The 19511-nt window shown below is 73.7% G+C and carries 20 protein-coding genes; 11 read left to right on the top strand and 9 right to left on the bottom strand.

What is annotated here, in order from left to right:
• Positions 1 to 50: 50 nt before the first annotated feature.
• From P3L51_RS17395 to P3L51_RS17385, 3 genes are all read right to left on the bottom strand, one after another.
• Positions 51 to 641 (bottom strand): putative glycolipid-binding domain-containing protein, encoded by a 591-nt coding sequence (locus tag P3L51_RS17395; RefSeq protein ID WP_354606155.1) that lies wholly within the window; start codon positions 639 to 641, stop codon positions 51 to 53.
• Positions 642 to 687: 46 nt separating this feature from the next.
• Entirely contained in the window at positions 688 to 1125 is a 438-nt protein-coding gene (locus P3L51_RS17390) for an ATP-binding protein (protein WP_354606154.1), read from the bottom strand.
• A 176-nt stretch (positions 1126 to 1301) separates the two neighbouring features.
• Complete coding sequence (locus P3L51_RS17385; RefSeq protein ID WP_354606153.1) at positions 1302 to 2063, bottom strand: TetR/AcrR family transcriptional regulator; 762 nt, start codon at positions 2061 to 2063, stop codon at positions 1302 to 1304.
• 84 nt (positions 2064 to 2147) lie between these two features.
• Between P3L51_RS17385 and P3L51_RS17380 the strand changes: the two genes are divergently transcribed.
• Complete coding sequence (locus P3L51_RS17380) at positions 2148 to 2639, top strand: GNAT family N-acetyltransferase (protein WP_354606152.1); 492 nt, start codon at positions 2148 to 2150, stop codon at positions 2637 to 2639.
• Positions 2640 to 2826: 187 nt separating this feature from the next.
• Entirely contained in the window at positions 2827 to 3615 is a 789-nt protein-coding gene (locus P3L51_RS17375; RefSeq protein WP_354606151.1) for an SAM-dependent methyltransferase, read from the top strand.
• A 23-nt stretch (positions 3616 to 3638) separates the two neighbouring features.
• Here P3L51_RS17375 and P3L51_RS17370 read toward each other — a convergent pair whose 3' ends face one another.
• Together P3L51_RS17370 and P3L51_RS17365 are read right to left on the bottom strand one after the other, a co-directional pair.
• Entirely contained in the window at positions 3639 to 4847 is a 1209-nt protein-coding gene (locus tag P3L51_RS17370; RefSeq protein WP_354606150.1) for an MFS transporter, read from the bottom strand.
• Positions 4848 to 4928: 81 nt separating this feature from the next.
• Complete coding sequence (locus P3L51_RS17365) at positions 4929 to 5090, bottom strand: hypothetical protein (RefSeq protein ID WP_354606149.1); 162 nt, start codon at positions 5088 to 5090, stop codon at positions 4929 to 4931.
• Positions 5091 to 5100: 10 nt separating this feature from the next.
• On the opposite strand from P3L51_RS17365, the gene P3L51_RS17360 reads away from it, so the two are divergent.
• Complete coding sequence (locus tag P3L51_RS17360) at positions 5101 to 5325, top strand: hypothetical protein (RefSeq protein WP_354606148.1); 225 nt, start codon at positions 5101 to 5103, stop codon at positions 5323 to 5325.
• Positions 5326 to 5427: 102 nt separating this feature from the next.
• Positions 5428 to 6948, top strand: a complete 1521-nt coding sequence (locus P3L51_RS17355) for a hypothetical protein (protein WP_354606147.1) — start codon at positions 5428 to 5430, stop codon at positions 6946 to 6948.
• A 22-nt stretch (positions 6949 to 6970) separates the two neighbouring features.
• Here the strand turns inward: P3L51_RS17355 and P3L51_RS17350 are convergent, their stop codons facing one another.
• Positions 6971 to 7336, bottom strand: coding sequence for a hypothetical protein (locus P3L51_RS17350; RefSeq protein WP_354606146.1), 366 nt, complete (start codon positions 7334 to 7336; stop codon positions 6971 to 6973).
• A gap of 314 nt (positions 7337 to 7650) precedes the next feature.
• On the opposite strand from P3L51_RS17350, the gene P3L51_RS17345 reads away from it, so the two are divergent.
• Genes P3L51_RS17345 through P3L51_RS17335 form a run of 3 tightly spaced genes read left to right on the top strand, consistent with a single transcriptional unit; the run spans position 7651 to position 10775 of the window.
• Positions 7651 to 8301, top strand: a complete 651-nt coding sequence (locus P3L51_RS17345; RefSeq protein ID WP_435594470.1) for an RNA polymerase sigma factor — start codon at positions 7651 to 7653, stop codon at positions 8299 to 8301.
• 4 nt (positions 8302 to 8305) lie between these two features.
• Positions 8306 to 9478: a MerR family transcriptional regulator gene (locus P3L51_RS17340; RefSeq protein WP_354606145.1), complete on the top strand. Its 1173-nt coding sequence runs from the start codon at positions 8306 to 8308 to the stop codon at positions 9476 to 9478.
• A 55-nt stretch (positions 9479 to 9533) separates the two neighbouring features.
• The gene (locus P3L51_RS17335) at positions 9534 to 10775 is read left to right on the top strand and encodes an NAD(P)/FAD-dependent oxidoreductase (protein ID WP_354606144.1); all 1242 of its coding nucleotides are present in this window, start codon (positions 9534 to 9536) and stop codon (positions 10773 to 10775) included.
• Between the two features lie 47 nt (positions 10776 to 10822).
• Here the strand turns inward: P3L51_RS17335 and P3L51_RS17330 are convergent, their stop codons facing one another.
• A complete protein-coding gene (locus P3L51_RS17330) occupies positions 10823 to 12196 on the bottom strand; it encodes a cryptochrome/photolyase family protein (RefSeq protein ID WP_354606143.1) in 1374 nt (457 codons plus the stop codon).
• Between the two features lie 291 nt (positions 12197 to 12487).
• On the opposite strand from P3L51_RS17330, the gene P3L51_RS17325 reads away from it, so the two are divergent.
• From P3L51_RS17325 to P3L51_RS17310, 4 genes are read left to right on the top strand one after another with little or no spacing between them, the layout of a single operon-like run.
• The gene (locus P3L51_RS17325; RefSeq protein WP_354606142.1) at positions 12488 to 13714 is read left to right on the top strand and encodes a polyprenyl synthetase family protein; all 1227 of its coding nucleotides are present in this window, start codon (positions 12488 to 12490) and stop codon (positions 13712 to 13714) included.
• The gene (gene crtI, locus P3L51_RS17320; protein WP_354606141.1) at positions 13711 to 15273 is read left to right on the top strand and encodes a phytoene desaturase family protein; all 1563 of its coding nucleotides are present in this window, start codon (positions 13711 to 13713) and stop codon (positions 15271 to 15273) included. Before P3L51_RS17325 ends, crtI begins: the two co-directional genes overlap by 4 nt.
• Positions 15270 to 16289, top strand: a complete 1020-nt coding sequence (locus P3L51_RS17315; RefSeq protein ID WP_354606140.1) for a phytoene/squalene synthase family protein — start codon at positions 15270 to 15272, stop codon at positions 16287 to 16289. Before crtI ends, P3L51_RS17315 begins: the two co-directional genes overlap by 4 nt.
• Positions 16286 to 17290 (top strand): DUF5914 domain-containing protein, encoded by a 1005-nt coding sequence (locus P3L51_RS17310; RefSeq protein ID WP_354606139.1) that lies wholly within the window; start codon positions 16286 to 16288, stop codon positions 17288 to 17290. Before P3L51_RS17315 ends, P3L51_RS17310 begins: the two co-directional genes overlap by 4 nt.
• 187 nt (positions 17291 to 17477) lie before the next feature.
• Here the strand turns inward: P3L51_RS17310 and P3L51_RS17305 are convergent, their stop codons facing one another.
• Together P3L51_RS17305 and P3L51_RS17300 are read right to left on the bottom strand one after the other, a co-directional pair.
• Positions 17478 to 19028, bottom strand: coding sequence for an FAD-dependent oxidoreductase (locus tag P3L51_RS17305; protein WP_354606138.1), 1551 nt, complete (start codon positions 19026 to 19028; stop codon positions 17478 to 17480).
• Complete coding sequence (locus P3L51_RS17300; RefSeq protein WP_354606137.1) at positions 19025 to 19492, bottom strand: hypothetical protein; 468 nt, start codon at positions 19490 to 19492, stop codon at positions 19025 to 19027. Before P3L51_RS17300 ends, P3L51_RS17305 begins: the two co-directional genes overlap by 4 nt.
• Positions 19493 to 19511 lie beyond the last annotated feature (19 nt).

Genomic DNA, 19511 nt, shown 5'->3' with positions numbered 1-19511 from the left:
GTGTGACCCTAGGTGTGGTCGTGCGCCCGCCGGGGATGACGGGACTGCCCTTAGGTCGCGCGGGTCGCGATCCCCGGGTACGAGAGCACCAGACCTGACTCGTCGTAGAGCAGCCGGCAGCGGAAGTCGAAGACCTCGGCCGAGTAGTCGAAGGCCTGCCCCGACCCCTCGTCGGCGACGCGCCGGTAGGTCTGTTCCAGCCGTTCGACGGTGAGGTCGAGCGCGCGCACGTACGCGGCCGGTGCCGCCGCCGACGCGCCGACGGCCAGTTGGAAACGGTGCACGGGGAGGGTGTTGGTCATCGCCGACGACTCCAGGTCGACATCGAGAATCCCGTCGAGGTGCGGCGCCGGCGCCCCGTCCACCCGCCAGCGGCCCGCGCCGTCCGCCTGGAGGACCGTGGAGCGCGTCCCGGCCTCCGACCGCCCGGTGACGACCGCACGGCGCGTCAGCCAGTCGGCGTCCAGGGTGATGTCGAAGTCCACCGTCCAGGTCAGACCGGACTCGGCGGCCGTCGTGCACCCGACGATGTGCTGCCCGTGCCCGTCGCCCGAACGCCGGAAGTACACGACCTCGAAGCCCTGGCGCGCGTGCTCGTGCGTCCACGCGGCGGACGCCGGAAGCGGTACGAAGGTGGTCATCCCCGTACGGTTTCACGCCCCGCGCGCCCCGGGGGCGCGGACGCGCTCATCCGGCGATCCCGCCGGTGCCGGCGAAGGCCACGATCTCCATGAACCCCGGGTCGTAGCCGTCCGTGGTGTCGACCTCGATCCACGGCGCGTCGACCGACACCCGGTCGAACGTGTCGTGGCCCAGGGCGTGCGCCGTCGGATCGATCGGCGCCGCCGGCTCGTGCGCCGTACGTACGGGATCCTCGCCGGCCCGTCGCAGCCGCCGCGCCGGCGCCACCCCTGTGTCGGTCGAGCGGCGCACGGTCCGGATGTCGGCCCGGCCTCGCGACGCCGCCAGTCCGGGCCGCCACAACCGGTCCTGGAACGCGGCCTCCGCGACCGTCGTGAGCCCGGCGCCGACCAGCAGCTCCAGCACGCCGAAGAACGCGGGCAGCGTGCGGAGGTTCGGCGCGTCGCCGAGATCCGGCGAGAAGCCCGGCGCGGCGTGGACCACGCCCTCCTTGATCTCGTCCCGGCAGACGGCGGGGCAGCCGATCGCGCGTGCGATCTCGCGCGCGAGCGTGGTCTTGCCGGCGCCGGGGGCCGCCGACCACGATCAGGGCGGGTTTCGTCTCCGCCTTCGTACCGCCACGTGACCAGTGTGGATCAGGTGATCGGGCGCGAGCCGGGCTACGCCGACAGGCCCAGGGACCGGACGAGGTCCCGCATCTCGGCGCGGTAGATCTTCTCGGGCGCGCCGGTCTGCCCGCCCAGATGGCCGTAGATCTCCAGCGACACCAGCCCGTGCATCCGGCCCCACACCCGCAGCGCCAGAGCCACGGCGGCGGGCGGCAGATCCGGGAAGTCCTCGCGGACCGCCGCGGTCAGTGACGGGGCGAAGTCGGACCACTCGTAACTCTCATGACTCCCGTCGGACTGCCGCGCCGCCGCCCGCGGCCACGCGGTGGCGACGAGTCCGGTGAGCCCGGTACAGGCCCGGCGCGCGGCCTCGGCCGCCGGACCGCCTTCCGGGGAGCGGTAGTTGGGCACCGGGTCCCCGTACACCAGCCGGAATCCCTCGGGGTTGTCGAGCGCCCACCGCCGGAACGCGGTCGCCCACGCCAGGATCCGACCGGCGCCGTCGTCGGTCGGCAGCGTGTCGCGGGCGGCCTCCGCCACGTCGACGAGCGAGGTGTAGACCTCGGCGATCAGGGTGGTGACGAGGTCGTCCCGGGTCGCGTAGTAGCCGTAGATCGCGTTCGCGGTCATCCCCATCTCGCGGGCGATGGCGCGCAGTGTGATCGCGTCCGGCCCGCCCGAGGACATCAGGGCGAGCGCGACCGTCTTGATTTCCTGGGTGGTCTCCGCCCGCAGCCGGGCCCGTCTGTTCTGCGGCTGCGGCGGACTCGCCGGGTGAGGCGACAGGGGAGACGGGGGAGTACGAGCTTCCATGGCCGGACTGTACAGCGTCCCTCATCCGACCACCGTGCCGTAACCACACGCCGTGCGGTCCCGGACGGTGCCAGAATGCTTCCCATGATCGTAAGACTCGCGCGGGGGCGGGACCTGTCCGGCTTTCTCGGCCTGGCGGCCCAGGTCGAGCACTGGTTCGGGCCGATGGTGGACGACCCCGGCTTCAGTGGCGCAGTGGTCGAGCACACGCGTGGTGCGAAGGCCCTCGTCGCCGTCGACCAGCCGGCGGCGGCGCGTCCGGAGGCCGCTCAACCACCGCTGCTCGGCGGCCTGTTGTTCGGGTCCGACGCCCCGGTCTTCCATGTCCACTGGCTCGTCGTCTCGGAGCGGGCGCGCGGCCGGGGTGTCGGCGCCGCGCTGATGGCCGACGCGATGAAGAGGTTCGTCACGGGGCCCGGCACCGTCGAGGTGGTGACCTTCGGCGCCGACCATCCCGGAGCCACGGTCAGCGGCGCCCGCGCCTTCTACGAGCGGCTCGGCTTCCTCCCCGCCGAGGCGACCGACCCCGGCCCGGAGGGCGGCTCACGGCAGGTCTACCGACTGACCGTCAGCTAAAGGGTGTCCCCTCGCGCGAGGGGCGTCGATGCGAGCGGCATCCGGCCGGACCGATAGGCGACCGACGCCGGTTGGGTGTGGACACCCCCGCGATGGCCTGAACAGGCCCCCGTATCAAGGTAGTTGACGTCTCGCGGGCCGGGGGCCGGGTCATCGGCCGGGTGTTCGCGGTGACATAATCCGGCGTATGACGTCAGGCACCCCCAAGCCCCAGATCGACACCAGCAAGCCCCACCCCGCCCGGTTGTACGACTACTACCTGGGCGGCAAGGACAACTACCCGGTCGACCGGGAGCTGGCGGAGAAGCTGGCCAAGGGGGCGCAGCGTGGCGCGCAGATCAACCGTGAGTTCATGCACCGGGTCGTGGCCTGGGCGGCCACGAGCGGTATCGACCAGTTCCTCGACATCGGCACCGGCATACCCACACAGCCCAACCTGCACCAGATCGTGCAGAAGATCGTCCCGGCCGCTCGGATCGTGTACGCGGACAACGACCCGATCGTGCTCCGGCACGCCGAGGCCCTGCTGGTGAGCACGCCCGAAGGGGCCACCGAGTACGTCGAGACCGACGTGCGCCAACCGCGGGGTGTCCTCGAACACGCCCACCGGTTCCTGGACTTCGGCCGGCCCGTCGCGCTGTCCCTCGTCGCGGTCCTGCACTTCCTCGGGGACGACGACGACCCGTACGGCGTCACCCGGACCCTCGTCGACTCCCTGCCGTCCGGCAGCCTCCTGATCATCTCGCACGGCACCGCGGACTTCCTGGACCCCGAACAGGCGAAGAAGATCACCGGCACCTACCGGTCAGGCGGTATCAGCCTCCGGCCCCGCACGCGGGACGAGGTCGAGCGGTTCTTCGACGGGCTCGACCTGGTGGAGCCCGGTCTCGTCCGGGCCCCCGACTGGTACAAGGACACGCCCGCTCCGGCGGCCGAGGAGAGCGGCTTCTACGTCGGAGCCGCCCGCGTCCGCTGAGCCTCCAGCCCCGGAGGGCCGCTTCAGGTCGCGTCCGCGTTCCGCCGTACCCGCAGCTCGCGGAGCTCGTACAGCCCGACACCCGCCGCCAGCATTGCCACGCATCCGGTGAAGATCAGCCCCACGACCCGCAGGTCCAGCACCAGCGTCAGCGCGCCGATCCCGATCACCGGTAGTGAGATACCGATGTACGCGACGACGAAGAACGTGGAGATCGTGCCACCGCGCGAATTCGGCGGCGCCGCCGCGCCGATGGCGGTGATGGCGGCGCGGAACGCCAGCCCCTGGCCCAGCCCGCCGCAGATCACACCGACCACCAGCAGTGGCAGCGATTCCACGAACAGAGAAGCCCCGACCAGCAGGAGTCCCGCCACCAGCACCAGGCTGCCGCCCGGCAGCGCTCTGGCCGCCCCCACCCGCCCCATCAGGGACTGCCCCACGGTGGAGGCCAGGAAGACCGAGAACACGACGGCGCCCGAGAGCGCCAGATTGGTCTCGTGCAAGGTCGTCGCGATGAACGTCGGCGACACCGCCGTACAGAGGCCGAGCAGCGCGAAGCCGGAGAACCCGGCCAGCGCCGCGGGCGCGAAGATCCCACGTACCTCGGGCGGCACCTTCAGCCCCTGCGGCCGCAGTCTCGGCCGCCGTGTCCGGTGCTCGACCGTCTCCGGCAGGAACCACGTCACGACGATGCCGACGGCCAGGAGCGCGAGTGCGGCGATGAACGGCAGTCGTAGCGGTGACGGCGCGTACTGCGCGAGCAGCCCCGCGATCAGCGGGCCGCAGCCGAGGCCGCCCATGTTGGCCGCCGTGGCGGCCAGCCCCGCGCGCGCCTCACGGCCGGGCGGTGCCAGTTCCATCACGGTGGCGGTGGCGGCGCCGCTGAACAGCCCGGCGGCGAAACCCGACAGGAGGCGTCCCGCGAACAGCAGCGGCAGTCCGCCCTCGGTGAGGAAGCAGACCGCGCTGGCGGCGGAGAGCCCGAGCGCGAAGAACAGGACCGGCCGGCGGCCCGCCTGGTCGGAGAAATTGCCCGCCAGCAGCAGCACGGCGATGACCCCGAAGGCGTACACGGCGAAGACCACCGTCACCATGAACTCGGAGAAGCCGAGCTCCTCGCGGTAGAGCCCGTACAGCGGCGTGGGCAGCGTCGTACCCACCATGCCGATCGCGAAGACGACCGCGGCGCCGAGATATCCGGCCGACCACCGTCGTGTGGTGCGCTGCGGCATGGGCACTGCGTCCTCGCCTGACAAATAGGGATGTTCCTGTCCATATCCTCGGCGTGGTGGCACTGTCTGTCCAACGAAGGATCAGGAACCCACCGGCTTGGAACCCACCGCGGTGAACGCCGGCGAGACGTTGCGGCCGCCGAAGCCGAAGGAATTGGCGATCCCCGCCGCCCAGGCCCCCCGGCGCGGACGCCCGGAGACGACATCGAGGTCATCGCTCGGGTCGAGCCCGCCCGACCTCATGACCGTAACGATGGCACGCACCTGGCCGGCGCTGTCCGACGCGGTGAGGTGGCGCCTGCCGGACGTCACCCCGGCACCGGCGAGTACGCCGTGGGGTCGTGCGCCGAACGAGCAGCCGCGCACCACCCACTACCGGGACATGGTTCCCGACGACGACACCGATCTGCGGGCCCATATCGTGCGGCTGGCGCGCCGAATGGTCTCGTCATCGAGCGAGCCGTCGACGCCCGGATAGGCAACCCATCGAGTGATTCATATGCTTTAGATGCGATTTCTTAATATTCGACCCATGGCGTGTCCGTCGGCCAGGTAGACCCCGGACAGGCAGCTTTGGGCCATGACACAGACCAAGGCCGTCGCGACCGGCCTGCGAGAGACGAGCCGCCCGGCCCGCCCGGACTGGACGGCCGACGGCGGTCTCCTGTGGCTGGCGGTCGTCGCGAGCGTGTACACGATCGTTCAACTCGTCTTCCTCGTACCGGGATCCGGGCTCGGCTGGGACGAGACGGTCTACACGAGCCAAGTCAGCCGCGCCGCCTCCGACACCGCGTTCTTCAGCGCCCCCCGCGCGCGGGGCATCACCTTCCTCATCGCCCCGGTGACCTCACTCACCTCCTCCGTCGAAGCGCTCCGCGTCTATCTGGCGCTGCTCTCGGGCGCCGGGCTCTTCCTCGCACTCGGAGTGTGGCGGCGCCTGCTTCCCGCGTCCGTACTCGCCCTCGCCGGCGCCCTGTTCGCCGGTCTGTGGATCACCGTCTTCTACGGGCCGCAGGTCATGCCGAACCTCTGGGTGGCCCTCGGCTGCCTCTGCGCCGTCGGCTTCTTCCTCAGGGCCGCGCGCGACCGGACCGACCGTACGGCCCTCATCGGGCTCGGTGTCGCGGTGGCCTTCGTCGCGCTCATGCGCCCCACCGACGCCTTCTGGCTCAGCGCGCCGCTCGCACTCGTCGCGCTCGCCGTCGGACGGTGGCGCCGGTGGGCCCTGCTGACGGCGCTCGCCGCGGGCGGGGCCATCGGCTGCGCGGAGTGGATCATCGAGGCGTACGTCAGTTACGGCGGCCTCTTCACCCGGCTGGCGCGGGCGAGCGAGATCCAGGGACACCTGGGCTGGCACCTCGTCTTCGCCGACCACATGCGCTCGCTCGACGGGCGGTTGCTCTGCCGCCCCTGCGACGTCCGGTGGCGACGGCCGGCCACCGCGATCTGGTGGTTCGCACTGCCGCTGCTCACCCTCGGCGGGGTGCTGGTCGCCGCACGCCTGCGGCGGCTGCCGCTCGTACTGGTGCCGACGCTGGTCGGACTGTCGATGGCCGTGCAGTACCTGCTGCTGATCGGGTACGCCGCGCCGCGCTTCCTGCTTCCCGTGTACGCGCTGTTCGCGCTGCCCACCGCCCTGTTCCTGACCTGGCTCGTCAGGACCGCCCGGCCCCGCCGACTGGTCGTGGGTCTGCTCGTGACGGCGGCGGTCGCGCATCTGTGGGTCCAGGGCACGGTCGTCGCCGACCGGGCGGAACGCAGTCGCGCCGACCGCGTGAAGCTGGACGGGGTGGTGGCCGAGCTGACGCGGCAGGGCGTACGACCGCCGTGCGTGGTCAGCGGCACGGAGGCGATCAGGGTCGCCTTCCGGGCCGGCTGCGCGTCGCGGCAGACCGGCGGCCACGACGGGAGCATCACCCCCGCCCAACTCGTGGCCCACGGGCGCGAAAGGCCGGTGGCGTTCGTGGTGGCGGGCGAGGCCGGACCTCCGGCGTACGCGCGCGGCTGGCGGGTCGAGCGGATCCCGGATCTGCCGGGCCTGCGGAACTGCCGCGTATATCTGTCACCGTCCGCCCGCCAGGTACCGGCGAACTTGCCGTAACGCGCCCAACAGGGCTGCTTCCTCAGCCCGTTCGGCGGTCGAGGACGGCCTTTCGGGTGAACTCCGCCGCGCCCAGGAGATTCTGATCCAGCGTCAGTACGAAGACCGGGCCGTCCGGGTCGGCGCGCTCGCCCACCGTGAACCGGTGGGCCGAGTGGTCCCGGGCTGGCCAGGTGTGGGACATCCGGCCGTCCTCGACCTCGCGGCACTCCCCGTACGTGAACTCCATCCGATCGGGCTCGGTCAGCACCCAGGTGAACTCGGTGATGCACTCGTAAGACGAACGACGGCCCGACTCGGTCCATCCCGTGCCGTCGTCATGGATCAGGACTTCCCGGTAGCGGCCGTCTCCCAGGTGCGCGCGCCACAGCCCCGTCGGATCACTCATCCGGCGATTCTGACAGGCCCCCGTCCCCGTCGTCCCGTCGGGCGGCGGGGCCGTCGCGAACAGGCCGTTCGTGAGCGGCGGCGCGCCGACACGACAGACGATGCGGAAACGATGCGTATTGCCCATGACGCATCGTTTTGGCAAGAGTGACCGGTGTCTCCCCCCGTACCCGCCGTCCGTACCCGTCGGCCGGGCGACTCCCGGCAGGAGGAGCCACTGTGAACTCGGCCTACGCTGGCCCCGGAAGCCGGTCCCGGCCCCACGCGTCGGTGCCCGCCGAGGACATCCGTGCCGAGGACGCCCGTGCCGAGGACATCCGTGCCGAGGACGACCGTGCCGAGGACGTCCGCGTCGAGAAGGATCTCGTCGCCGCCCTGCTGCGCGGCGACCCGGACGCGCTGGCCGACGCCTATCGGCGGTGGGGACCGCTGGTGCACACCCTGGCCGCCCGTTCCCTGGGCGACGCGAAAGAGGCCGAGGACATCACACAACAGGTCTTTCTCGGTGTGTGGCGGGGCCGGGCCGGTTACCGGCCCGAGCGTGGGCCCATCGCCGCCTGGGTCGTCGGGATCACCCGGCGGAAGATCGTCGACGCCCTCGCCGCCCGCACCCGGCGCACGGCGCTCGTCGCGGCGGCGACCGCCGCGGCCGAGACCCGTGTGGCGCGACCGTCCGACCAACCCGAGGCCGTGCTCGACCGGGTGCTGGTGCTGCGCGCCATGGAGACGCTGCCACAGGCCCAACGGCGGCTGCTCTCCCTCGCGTTCTTCGACGACCTCACCCAGGTGCAGATCGCCGAGCGCACGGGGCTGCCGCTGGGCACCGTCAAGAGTCATGTGCGCCGTGGCCTGCACCGGCTGCGCGGCTGTCTGGACCCGGACGGCCACGAGACGTCGCCCGAACGGGCGATCGACGCCCCGGCCGCCGCTCACCCGGCCGCGCACCGGCGTCGGCTCGTACAGTGATCAAGTGAGCCGATCGATGCGCGAGGCCGAGGGAGCGGGCGACATCCCGGGCGACGTCGCGGCCGATGCCCCGGCCGGCGTCGCGGGCCGGTCCGGGCCCACGGCGGGCGTCTCCACCGGCGCCGTGGCCCGTCGGCTCGGCGTCTCGCCGACCACGCTGCGCTCCTGGGACCGGCGTTACGGTATCGGGCCCGCCGCGCGCCAGGACGGCCGGCACCGTCGCTGGACGCCCGTCGACGTCGCGATGCTCGAAGAGATGTGCCGACTGACCGCCGCCGGGGTGCCACCCGCCGAAGCCGCCCGCGCGGCCCGCGACCGGACCGGCGACGTGTCGGACCGGCCCACGCCGGGCCCCGGGCCGACGGCGTCGGCTCCGGGGGGCCGACTACCGGGAGCCGGGCGCGGGCTGCCGCTCGGTGACGTCCGGCTGGAGTGCCGGGGCCTGTCCCGCGCGGCCGTACGCCTCGACGCGCCTGTCGTGGAGGAACTGCTCACGTCGTTCGTCGACGAATACGGCCTGGTCCACGCCTGGGAGGCCGTGATGATGCCGACGCTGCGCGTGGTGGGACGCCGGTGGGCCTCGTCGGGGGACAAGTACGTCGAGGTCGAGCACCTGCTGTCGTGGCACATCTCGTCCATCCTGCGCCGCGTACGGGCCGCCCCGCCCCTGAGGACCGACACCGGGCCGGTGATGCTGGCCTGTGTACCGGGCGAGCAGCACACCCTTCCTATCGAGGCGCTGACCGCCGCGCTGTCCGAACTCGGCCTGCCCACAAGGATGTTCGGCGCCTCGGTACCGGTGACCGCGCTGGACGAGGCCGCCCGGCGCATCGGCCCCCGCGCCGTCGTGCTCTGGTCCCAGTCCCGCTCGACGGCGAGCCGCCCGCTCGCACAGCACATCGCCGCGGGCAGCTGGGGCGTGAAGGGAGCGCGCAGCAGCCCCGAGGTCATGCTCGCCGGACCGGGGTGGGCGGGACCGCCGGTGCCGGGGATACCGCGCTCCCACGGACTGCGCGACGCGCTCGCGACACTGGCCCGGCTCTACGGCCGCGAACCGGCCGCACCCATCGGCCCGGGGCCGGACGCCGAAGGGCGGGAAGAAGAACGGGAGAGAGGACGAGAGAGAGGGCGGGAAGAAGGCCGGACACGCCGGCCCCGCGGCACGCTCGAAACGTAGGACTCACGCCGTACGGCGCCCCGGCCGCCCGGCACCCGAAGCGAAGGACGGTCCCATGCCCGTAACACGCGGCACCCCCGATGTCCTGGTGGTCGGAGCGGGCCTGGCCGGTCTGGCCTGCGCGCACGATCTCCTCGCGACCGGTCTGCGCGTCGACGTACTGGAGGCGTCGGACGGAGTCGGCGGGCGCATGCGTTCCGACCGCGTCGACGGCTTCGTCATCGACCGGGGCTTCCAGGTCTTCAACACCTCCTACCCGCAGGCGAAACGCCGCCTCGCGCTGCGCGACCTCCGCCTCCGCCCGTTCACCCCGGGGGTTCTCGTCCACACCGACCGCGGCCGGGTCCACTTCGCCGACCCCACTCGCGCGCCGCGTGCGACCAGGGACCTGCTGAGCCGCGGTCCGGCGGGGCCCCGCGATCTGCTCGCCCTCGCCGCGCTGTCCGCCCGCGACATGCTCGGGCCCGTACGGCCGCTGAAGCGCGCCGAGGACCACACCACGCGGACCGCCGTCGCGGCGGCGGGGATCTCCGAGGAGTTCGCCGACCTGTTCTTCCGGCCCTTCCTGTCCGGCGTGTTCCTCGAAGACGAACTGGAGACGTCCAGCCGGGTCTTTCACCTGGTGTGGCGCAGCATGCTCCGCGGCACGCTCTGTCTGCCGTCGGACGGGATCGGCGACGTGCCGAAGCAGTTGGCCGACGCGCTGCCGGCGGACACCGTACGGTTCGAGTCCCCCGTCGACCGGCTCACGGACGACGGGGTCCTGCTCGCCGACGGCGAGGAGGGCGCGGCGGGCGTCGTGGTCGTCGCGACCGGGCCGGAGCCCGCCGTACGTCTGCTGCCCGGCCTGGAGATGCCGCCGTACCGCGTCGTCACCACGTACTTCCACACCGCGCCGACGTCACCCCTGGACGGGCCGACGCTGCTCACCGACACCCGGCTGCGCTTCCTCAACAGCTGCGTGCTCAGCGAGGTGGTGCCCGGCTACGCGCCGGCCGGCTCCGCGCTCGTCGCCACCTCCGTCCTCGGCGAGGACACCCCGGGCCGGGAGCGCGCGCTGCGCGAGGCGCTCGCGGAGACGTACGGGACGGACACGGCCGGCTGGGACCTGGTGACGGCGCGCACCATCCACGACGCGCTGCCCGCGATGCCGCCTCCCCAGCCGCTCACCCGGACCTCCCGCGTCGGTCCCGGACGCTATGTGTGCGGGGACCACCGCACGACCGGATCCGTCCAGGGCGCGCTGGCGTCCGGGGCGCGCGCGGCCCGCGAGATCCTGCGCGACCTGGGCCGGTAGAGGGGGCGGCGCGCGGGTCGGCGACACCGGCCGGGGCCCGCGCCGCCTCAGCCCTTCTCGCGCGCCCGCAGGAAGCGGTCCCGGCCCTCGGCCAGTTCCACGAGCGGGTCCGGGTAGTCGTACCGGGCCCGTTCGGCTCTCGGCAGCTTCCACGGCTCGTGGACGGCCGCGCCCGCCAGAGCGCTCAACTCCGGTACCCAGCGCCGCACGTAGCGGCCCTCCGGGTCGTACCGCTTGCCCTGGGTCACCGGGTTGAGCACCCGGTTGGGGCGCGAGTCGGTGCCGGTGCCGGCCATCCACTGCCAGTTGAGCTGGTTGTTGGCGATGTCGCCGTCCACCAGCAGCTCCAGGAAGTGGCGCGCCCCCACGCGCCAGTCCACGTACAGCGTCTTGGTGAGGAAACTCGCGGTCAGCAGCCTGCCCCGGTTGTGCATCCACCCCTCGTGGCGCAGCTGGCGCATGGCGGCGTCCACCACCGGAAAGCCCGTGCGGCCCGCCTTCCACGCCTCGATCTCCTCACCGGCGGACTCCTCCGACCGCCAGTGGTCGTGCTTGGTGCGGTAGTCGGCCGACGACGCGCCGGGCCGGGCGGCCAGCACCTGGTGGTGGAAGTCCCGCCAGCACAGCTGCCGTACGAACGCCTCGGCGCCCGCACCGCCCGCCCGGCTCGCCCGCAGGACGAGTTCGGTGGGGGAGAGGGTGCCGAAGTGCAGATGCGGCGAGAGCCGCGAGGTGACGTCGCCGGCCAGATCGTCGTGGCCGTCCTCGTACGTCGCGAGGCCCGCCCGCTTCCAGGCGGCGAACCGCTTGCGGCCCGCCGTCTCACCGCCCTCGGCGAGACCTGCCGAGACCCCCGCCGTGTCCGCGCGCACGGGTACGGGATCGGAGCCGACCCCGGCCGGCACACGTACGGCACGGGGCGCCCCGAGCACGTCCCGCGGGCGCTCCCGCGACCAGCGGCGGAAGTACGGGGTGAAGACCGCGAAGTGATCCGAGCCGTTCGGCGTGACGGCGCCCGGCGGGAGCGCGGTGAGCGTGGCGTCGTGGACGTGGAGCCGGCGGCCGTCGGACTCCAGCGCGCGGCGCAGCCGTTCCTCGCGCCGCTGGGCGTAGCCACTGACCCCGCCCGCCGTCCGCACCTCACCGGCGCCGGCCTCGGCGGCGACCTCACAGGTCTCCCGCACCACGTCACCGGTACGTACGACGAGCCGCCCGCCGCGCTCCCGGAGACCCGAGGCGAGATCGGTCAGACAGTCGGCGAGGAACGCCCGGCGGTTGGGCGTGGCGAATCCGGCCGACGCGATGGCCTCGTCCAGGACGAACAGCGGCACCACCTCGTCGGCGCCGGCGAGGGCCGCGTGCAGCGTGGGGTTGTCGTGCAGGCGCAGATCGCTGGTGAACAGGACGACCGAGACGGTCATGGAGCTACTTCCCCTCACGTGTGGCACTCGTGCCCGCTGTTCTCTGCGTCCGGGTCGCCCGGATGCGGACCGGTTCGGATGACGCCGCGCCGCCACCCGGTCGGCCGACTCCCACGGCGCCACATCACCCGAAGAGGCGCGCCGCCGACGCGGCTGCCCGGCGTACGGCCCACGACCGTGGTGGACTGAGACGCGCCGACAGAGCGCCGCCGGGGGACAGCGCATCCGAACTCCCCGTCCGATCCGAATGCACGGTGAACGCGGCCGTCCGGCGCGAGGAGAGGAGACGCGATGCACGGCAGTGGGGCCGGGACACGACTCTCCGAAGGACCCGACGGCGCGTGGCGGGACACCGTCGACCAGGACGTGGCGGCGGCCGTCGAGCGTGAACTCGCCGACGTACTGCGCGGCAGGGTCCGGGACGCGGCGCGGATCGACACCGTCTTCGCGCGCGATGTCGCCGAACGCGTCGCGGACTTCACCCTGCGCGGCGGCAGGCGTATCCGCTCGCGCTTCCTGTGGTGGGGCCTGCGGGCCTGCGGCGGGCAGGACATCGGGACCGGGTCCGTCCTGCGTATCGCCGCCGGGCTCGAACTCATCCAGACCTGCGCACTCGTGCACGACGACGTGATGGACGGATCCCCGCTGCGCCGCGGCCGTCCGTCCGTGCACACCGACTTCGCCGCGCGCTACGGCCACACGGACCCCGGCCCGCTCGCGCGGCACGGCGCCGCCGCCCCCTTCGGTACGGCCGCCGCCGTCCTCGTCGGAGACCTGGCCCTGGCCTGGGCGGACGACACCGTGGCCGACGCGCACCTCGCCCCCGAACCGAGGCGCCGGGTGCGCGAGGTGTGGCAGGCGATGCGTACGGAGATGGTGGCCGGCCAGTACCTCGACCTGCACAGCCAGGCCACCGGCTCGCGCTCCGCCGTCCGGGCGATACGCGCGGCGTGCCTCAAGACGGCCATGTACACCGTCGAGCGGCCCCTCGCCCTCGGCGCGGCGCTGGCCGGCGCCGACGAGGCCACCGTCGGGGGACTCCGCTCGGCGGGCCGCCGCGCCGGTATCGCCTTCCAGCTGCGCGACGACCTCCTCGGCGTCTTCGGCGATCCCCGGCGCACCGGAAAGCCCAGCGGCGACGACATCCGGCAGGGCAAGCTCACCTACCTCGTCGCGGTGGCCCGCGCCCGCGCCGAGGCCGACGGCGACACCGCGTCCCTCGCGCTCCTCGACAGCGCGCTCGGGGACCGGGGGCTCTCCGAAGGGGACGTGGACCTCGTCAGGGCCGTACTGACCGACACCGGCGCCAGGGACCTCGTGGCCGCCAAGATCGACCGGCTCGTCGCGGCCGGCGCCCGCCACCTGACGGGTCTCACCGTCGACCCCACCGCGCGCGGACGGCTCGTCGCACTCTTCCGGGCCGTCGCCGGCGTCGGCCCGCCCGACGCGTCCACGCTCGACCGGGACCCGCCGCCCGCCGGGCACCTCCTCACCGCGGGCCGGGGGAGCGGCCGATGAGGACCCTCGACGGACCCACCGACCATGTCGTCGTGGTCGGCGCCGGGCTCGCCGGACTCTCCGCCGCCCTGCATCTCCTCGGCGCCGGACGCGCCGTCACCGTCGTCGAGCGCGGCACCCGGCCGGGCGGCCGGGCCGGCCGGATCGAGCGCGGCGGCTACCGGATCGACACCGGCCCCACCGTCCTCACCATGCCCGAGCTCGTCGAGGAGGCCCTCGCCGCCGTCGGCGACACGCTCGCCGACCGGCTCGACCTCATCCCCCTGCACCCCGCCTACCGGGCACGATTCGCCGACGGCGCCGCACTTGACGTCCACACCGGCGCCGACGCCATGACGGCCGAGGTCGAACGCTTCGCGGGAACCCGCGAGGCGCACGGCTACCGGCGGCTGCGCCACTGGCTGGAGAAGCTGTACGCGGTCCAGATGCGCCGCTTCATCGACACCAACTTCGACTCGCCACTGCGCCTTCTCCACCCCGACCTCCTGCGTCTGGCGGCACTCGGCGGCTTCGGCCGGCTGGACGCCCGCATCGGGTCGTTCCTCTCGGACGAACGCCTGCGCCGGGTCTTCTCCTTCCAGGCCCTGTACGCCGGAATCCCGCCCGCCAAGGCCCTGGCCGCGTACGCCGTCATCGCGTACATGGACACCGTCGCCGGGGTCTACTTCCCGCGCGGCGGCATGTACGCCCTGCCCCGGGCCATGGCGGACGCGGCGGCGGACGCGGGCGCCGACTTCCGCTACGGCCACGACGTCACGCGCCTGGAGCGCTCGGGCGGGGGCAGGGCTTTTGGCGGTGGCTCCGGCGACCGGATCACGGCCGTCATCACCGGCCGGGGCGACGACCAGGTACGCATCCCGTGCGACGCGGTCGTCCTCACGCCCGACCTGCCCGTCACCTACCGCCTGCTCGGCCGGCCGCCGCGCCGCCCGGTCGCGCTGCGGTTCTCGCCGTCCGCGGTGATCCTGCACGCGGGCACCGACCGCACCTGGCCGGGACTGGGCCACCACACGATCTCGTTCGGACAGGCCTGGCAGGGCACGTTCCGGGAACTGACCCACACCGGGAGCCTCATGAGCGACCCCTCCCTCCTCATCACCCGTCCCACGGCCACCGACCCGTCCCTCGCGCCACCGGGCCGCCATCTGCACTACATCCTGGCGCCCTGTCCCAACACCCGTATCGGGCCCGGTGTCCAGGAGTGGACGGACCTCGGTCCGCGCTACCGCGACAGCCTCCTCACCGAGCTCCAACGCCGCGGACTGGACGGACTCGGCGCCGCCATCGAGGAGGAGTGCCTCGTCACTCCCGCCGACTGGGCCGCCGAAGGGCACGCCGCGGGCACCCCGTTCTCCGCCGCCCACACATTCGCGCAGACCGGCCCCTTCCGCCCGCGCAACCTGGTGCGCGGCGCCGCGAACGCCGTGCTCGCCGGCTGCGGCACCACCCCGGGAGTCGGCGTCCCCACCGTCCTGATCTCCGGCAAGCTCGCCGCCGCCCGCGTCACCGGCGCGGGCGCCCGGGGGACCGGCCGCGTACCGGGAGGACGACGCGCATGACCGACCGCGAACTCGACGCCGCCGGCATCGGCGACCCCTACCTGCGCGCCGCCTACGCCCGGTGCCGCCGGCTCAACGCCCGGCACGGCAAGACCTACTTCCTCGCCACCCGCCTCCTGCCCGTCGGGCGCCGCCCCGCCGTACACGCCCTCTACGGCTTCGCCCGCTGGGCCGACGACATCGTCGACGATCTCGAACACCCCGCCACCACCGCCGAGCGCGCCGACCGGCTGGACGCCCTCCAGGAGCGGTTGGCGGCGGGGCTGCGCTCCGGGCGCAGCCGCGAACCGGTGGTCAGGGCGCTCGCCCACACCGCGGCGGCGTACGGCATCGACCACCGGCTGTTCACCGACTTCATGGCCGCCATGCGCAGCGACCTGACCGTCACGGACTACGCCACCTACGACGACCTGTGCCGCTACACACACGGCTCGGCCGCCGTGATCGGCCTCCAGATGCTGCCGGTACTCGGCACCGTCGTCCCTCGTGAGGAGGCCGCCCCGCACGCCGCCGCGCTCGGTGTCGCCTTCCAACTGACCAACTTCGTCAGGGACGTCGGCGAAGACCTCGACCGCGGCCGGATCTATCTGCCCGCCGATCTGCTCGCCGCCGACGGGGTCGACCGCGAACTGCTGGAGTGGAGCCGCACCACCGGCGTCCGGGACCGGCGGATCACCGCCGCGCTGAAGGCCGCCGTCGCCCTGAACCGCGGCGTCTACCGGCGGGCGGCGCCCGGCCTCGCCATGCTCGACCCGGTGTCACGCCCGTGCATCCGTGCCGCGTTCGTCCTCTACGGCGGGATCCTCGACGCCGTCGCCGACGACGGGTACGCGGTACTGCACCGCCGCGCCGTCGTGCCGCGCCGGCGGCGGGCCGCCGTGGCCGTCGACGGGCTGGTACGGGTGGCGGCCGCCCGGACGAGAGCCGCCGCGCGCGTATCCGGCACCGAGACCGCCACCCGGGTACAACTGACGCGGGCGCGTCCGGACGCCGCCGTACACGAGGAGGTGGCATGAGCGCCCGCCACGACGGCTCGCGAGGGCGGTACCCGCTGCGGCTGCGCAGAGGACCCGTCATATGGGAGCGGCAGAAGCCCAGTTGGCGGGAGGCCCGGCCGGCCCTCATCGCGGCGGCCTTGGAACAGGCACTCGCCCGGCCGTCCGGCAACTGGTACGTGATCGGCGGCGCCCGCGACGTACGGCCCGGCCGCCCGCTCGGACGCACGGTGGAGGGTGTCGAACTGGTCGTGTGGCGCGACGAGTCGGGAAAGCTGGTCGCCGGCCCCGGCGCCTGCCCCCACCTCGGCGCACCACTCAAGGACGGCCGGGTGCGCTGCGGCACCCTGATCTGCCACTGGCACGGACTCGCCCTGGACGGAAAGCCGTTCGCGGGCTGGGAGCCCTACCCGGCGTACGACGACGGGGTGTTGGCCTGGGTGCGCCTCGACCGGGCGGGCGGCGAGGAGCCGTTGGACCGGCCGGTCGTTCCGCCCCGGCCCGAGGCGGCCGGGTCCGTCGATGCCGTCTACACCGGTTTCGGGGTGTGCGAGCCCGAGGACGTGGTGGCCAACCGGCTCGACCCCTGGCACGGCGCCTGGCTGCACCCGTACTCCTTCGCCGATCTCACGGTGCTCTCCACCCCGGAGGAGGGCGGTGACGGCTTCGCCGTGGACGTCTCCTTCAAGGTGGCCGGGCGGGTGGTGGTGCCCGTGCGCGCCGTCTTCACGGCGCCGGAGCCGCGCACGGTCGTCATGCGCATCACGGAGGGCGAGGGCCGGGGCTCCGTGGTGGAGACCCATGCCACCCCGCTCGGCGACGACGACCGCGGCCGGCCACGAACCGCCGTCGTGGAGGCGGTGGTCGCCGCCTCCGACCGGCCGGGCTTCACGGCCGCCCGCGCCGCCGCCCCCGCGCTGCGCCCCCTGATGCGCGCGGTCGCCGGGCGCCTGTGGCGCGACGACCTGGCCTACGCGGAACGCCGCTGGCACCTGCGGAGTACCGGCCGCTTTCCCGGCTAGGTGCCGTACCAGGCGTCGCGGGCCAGGCGGGACTTTGAAGACACGGCCCAGCCCGGTGGCCGGAGAAGGGCCACCGACCGCGCGACCGCCGGCCCCGACAGGGCCCGTGGGCTGCCGCGGCGGTGGCGACACCGGCGGGTGCGCGCGGTACGGCGAGTGCGCGCGGTACGGCGGGTGACCAGCACGGTCACCGCCGGGCCAGCCGCGCCAGCGCGCGCAGCCCCGCTGACCGCCCCTCGGCCGGGACGGTCCACAGCGTCTGACCGCGTACGCCCCACCGCTCCAGCAGCGCGTTGGCCGCCAGGAAGCCCGTGGTCGCGGCGCGTTCCATGAGCGCCACCGGCAGGTCCGTGCGCACGAGGTCGCCGGCCACCACGACGGCGGGATCCGGCGTGCGCACGGTGGGGCGGTCGCCGTAACCGCCCACCGGGAACAGCGGACAGTCCGACCGCCACTCGTGCCGTACGTCGACCGTCCTTGCGTCCCGTGTCTCCGGGTACACCCGGTGCAACTGCTCGACCAGCAGCCGCTGTTGACCGGCCCGGTCGGCGCCCGGGGCGACGGCGTACGCGTGCAGCTCGACCACCGAGCCGCCAGTTCGGGCCGCCCACCGCGCCGCCTCGCCCTCCCAGCGGTCCAGCACACTCACGTTGTCGAGCCCCCCGAACCCGCTGGTCCCGAGGAAGCCCGGCCGGTCGGCGGCGACCGGCCGGTCCAGCCACAGGCGCGACACCAGGAACGGCGGGGCGTTGCGCAGCCGTCCGATCCCCGCCCGCCATCCCGCGTCGCACAACCGCGGCGACTCGGCGACCACATGGCGCAGCCCCCCGCTGTCCAGCGCGAGCACCACCGCGTCGTACCGCCGTGGCCGCCCGCCCGCCGTCACCGTCAGACCACCGCCGGCCTCCGGCGCCACCTCCTGCACCGCCGTTCCGGTACGCAACTCGACTCCGTGCCCGCCGAGATACGCGCCCAGCGGCTCCCACAGGGCGGCCGGGAAGGGGGCGTCCGGCACATCGAAGAGCAGGCCCTCGCTCGATCCCAGGAAGTAGATGTGGAACATCAACACCAGCTCGGCGGCGGACAGTTCGGCCGGATCCGAGAAGAAGCTGCGGGAGAACACCTCGAACGCCAGATGCCGCGCCGCCTCGGGAAAACGGATCCGCGACAGGAAGTCCTGGGCGCTGACCTTGTCCAACTCCTCGTACACCTCGGGCACCCGCACATCGAGGAGGGGCAGCGCGGCCGCCGCGTCCATCCGGGTCAGATCGCGCCAGCCGAAGGTGGGGCTGAGCGCGACGAATCCCAGGGCGCTCCACGGCGGCGTCCGGGGGACCCGCGCGAAGCTGTCGTACAGGCCCGCGCCGTGCCGCAGCGGGTAGTCCGGCAACGAGGTGAGCATGCCCAGGCCGGGATCGGCCCGCCGGAGCAGGCCCCGGAGGTTGTAGTACTGCCGGAAGAAGGCGTGAAAACCTCGGCTCATGGTGGCCGTCGAACCATCGGCCAGCGTGACGGGCCACCCGGCCAGGCGCCCACCGAGGCCCTGTTCACGCTCGTACAGCGTGACGCCCGCACCGCGCTCCGCGAGCGCGGTGGCGGCGGCGAGGCCGGCGATGCCGCCACCCACGACCGCGACGTCCGGCACGTCGGCGCCGCCGAACCGCCTCCGCCCCGGCGCCGGTAGGACGACCCGGGCACGGCGGTCCCGGCCCCGGCGGGGCGCGGTGCGGCCGGTCACCGCGAACGCCCCACGAAGCTGTGCACGAGGCCCGTCTGCCGGTCCGGCATCGGCAGCGCCCGCACCTCCGCGAACTCGGCACGCCGCAACCGGTCGCCGAAGCCCGGCGCCGTATCGAACTCGATCACGCCGCGCCACAGCTGACGGTAGAGGTCCGCGTCACGGGCGAGCCGCCCGGCGGGCAGGACGACGCCCTTGCACACGGCCGTCCGGACCGCGCGGTGCACGGCGCGCCCGCCGAGCGCGTACTCGTGCACAGCGGTCCGGCGGCCCGGCGCCGAGGCGCCCGTCCCGCAACCCAGGTCGAGCAGCCGCGGCCCGGCGCCGCCACGGGGCGACCGCAGGCGCCGCGCGGGGCCCCTGCGGTGCGCGTGGTAACCGGGGTTGACGGCGACCGGCCGGTCGTGGCCGAGTGCCGCGCGGTCGAACGCGGCGGAGAGTTCAGCGTCGTGAAGGAGCGTCATCTGACGGGCCGTTCCCTTC

The sequence above is a fragment of the Streptomyces panacea genome, assembly GCF_040560175.1.
In the GTDB taxonomy this organism is placed as follows: domain Bacteria; phylum Actinomycetota; class Actinomycetes; order Streptomycetales; family Streptomycetaceae; genus Streptomyces; species Streptomyces panacea.
This window is presented reverse-complemented; position numbering and strand designations above follow the sequence as displayed.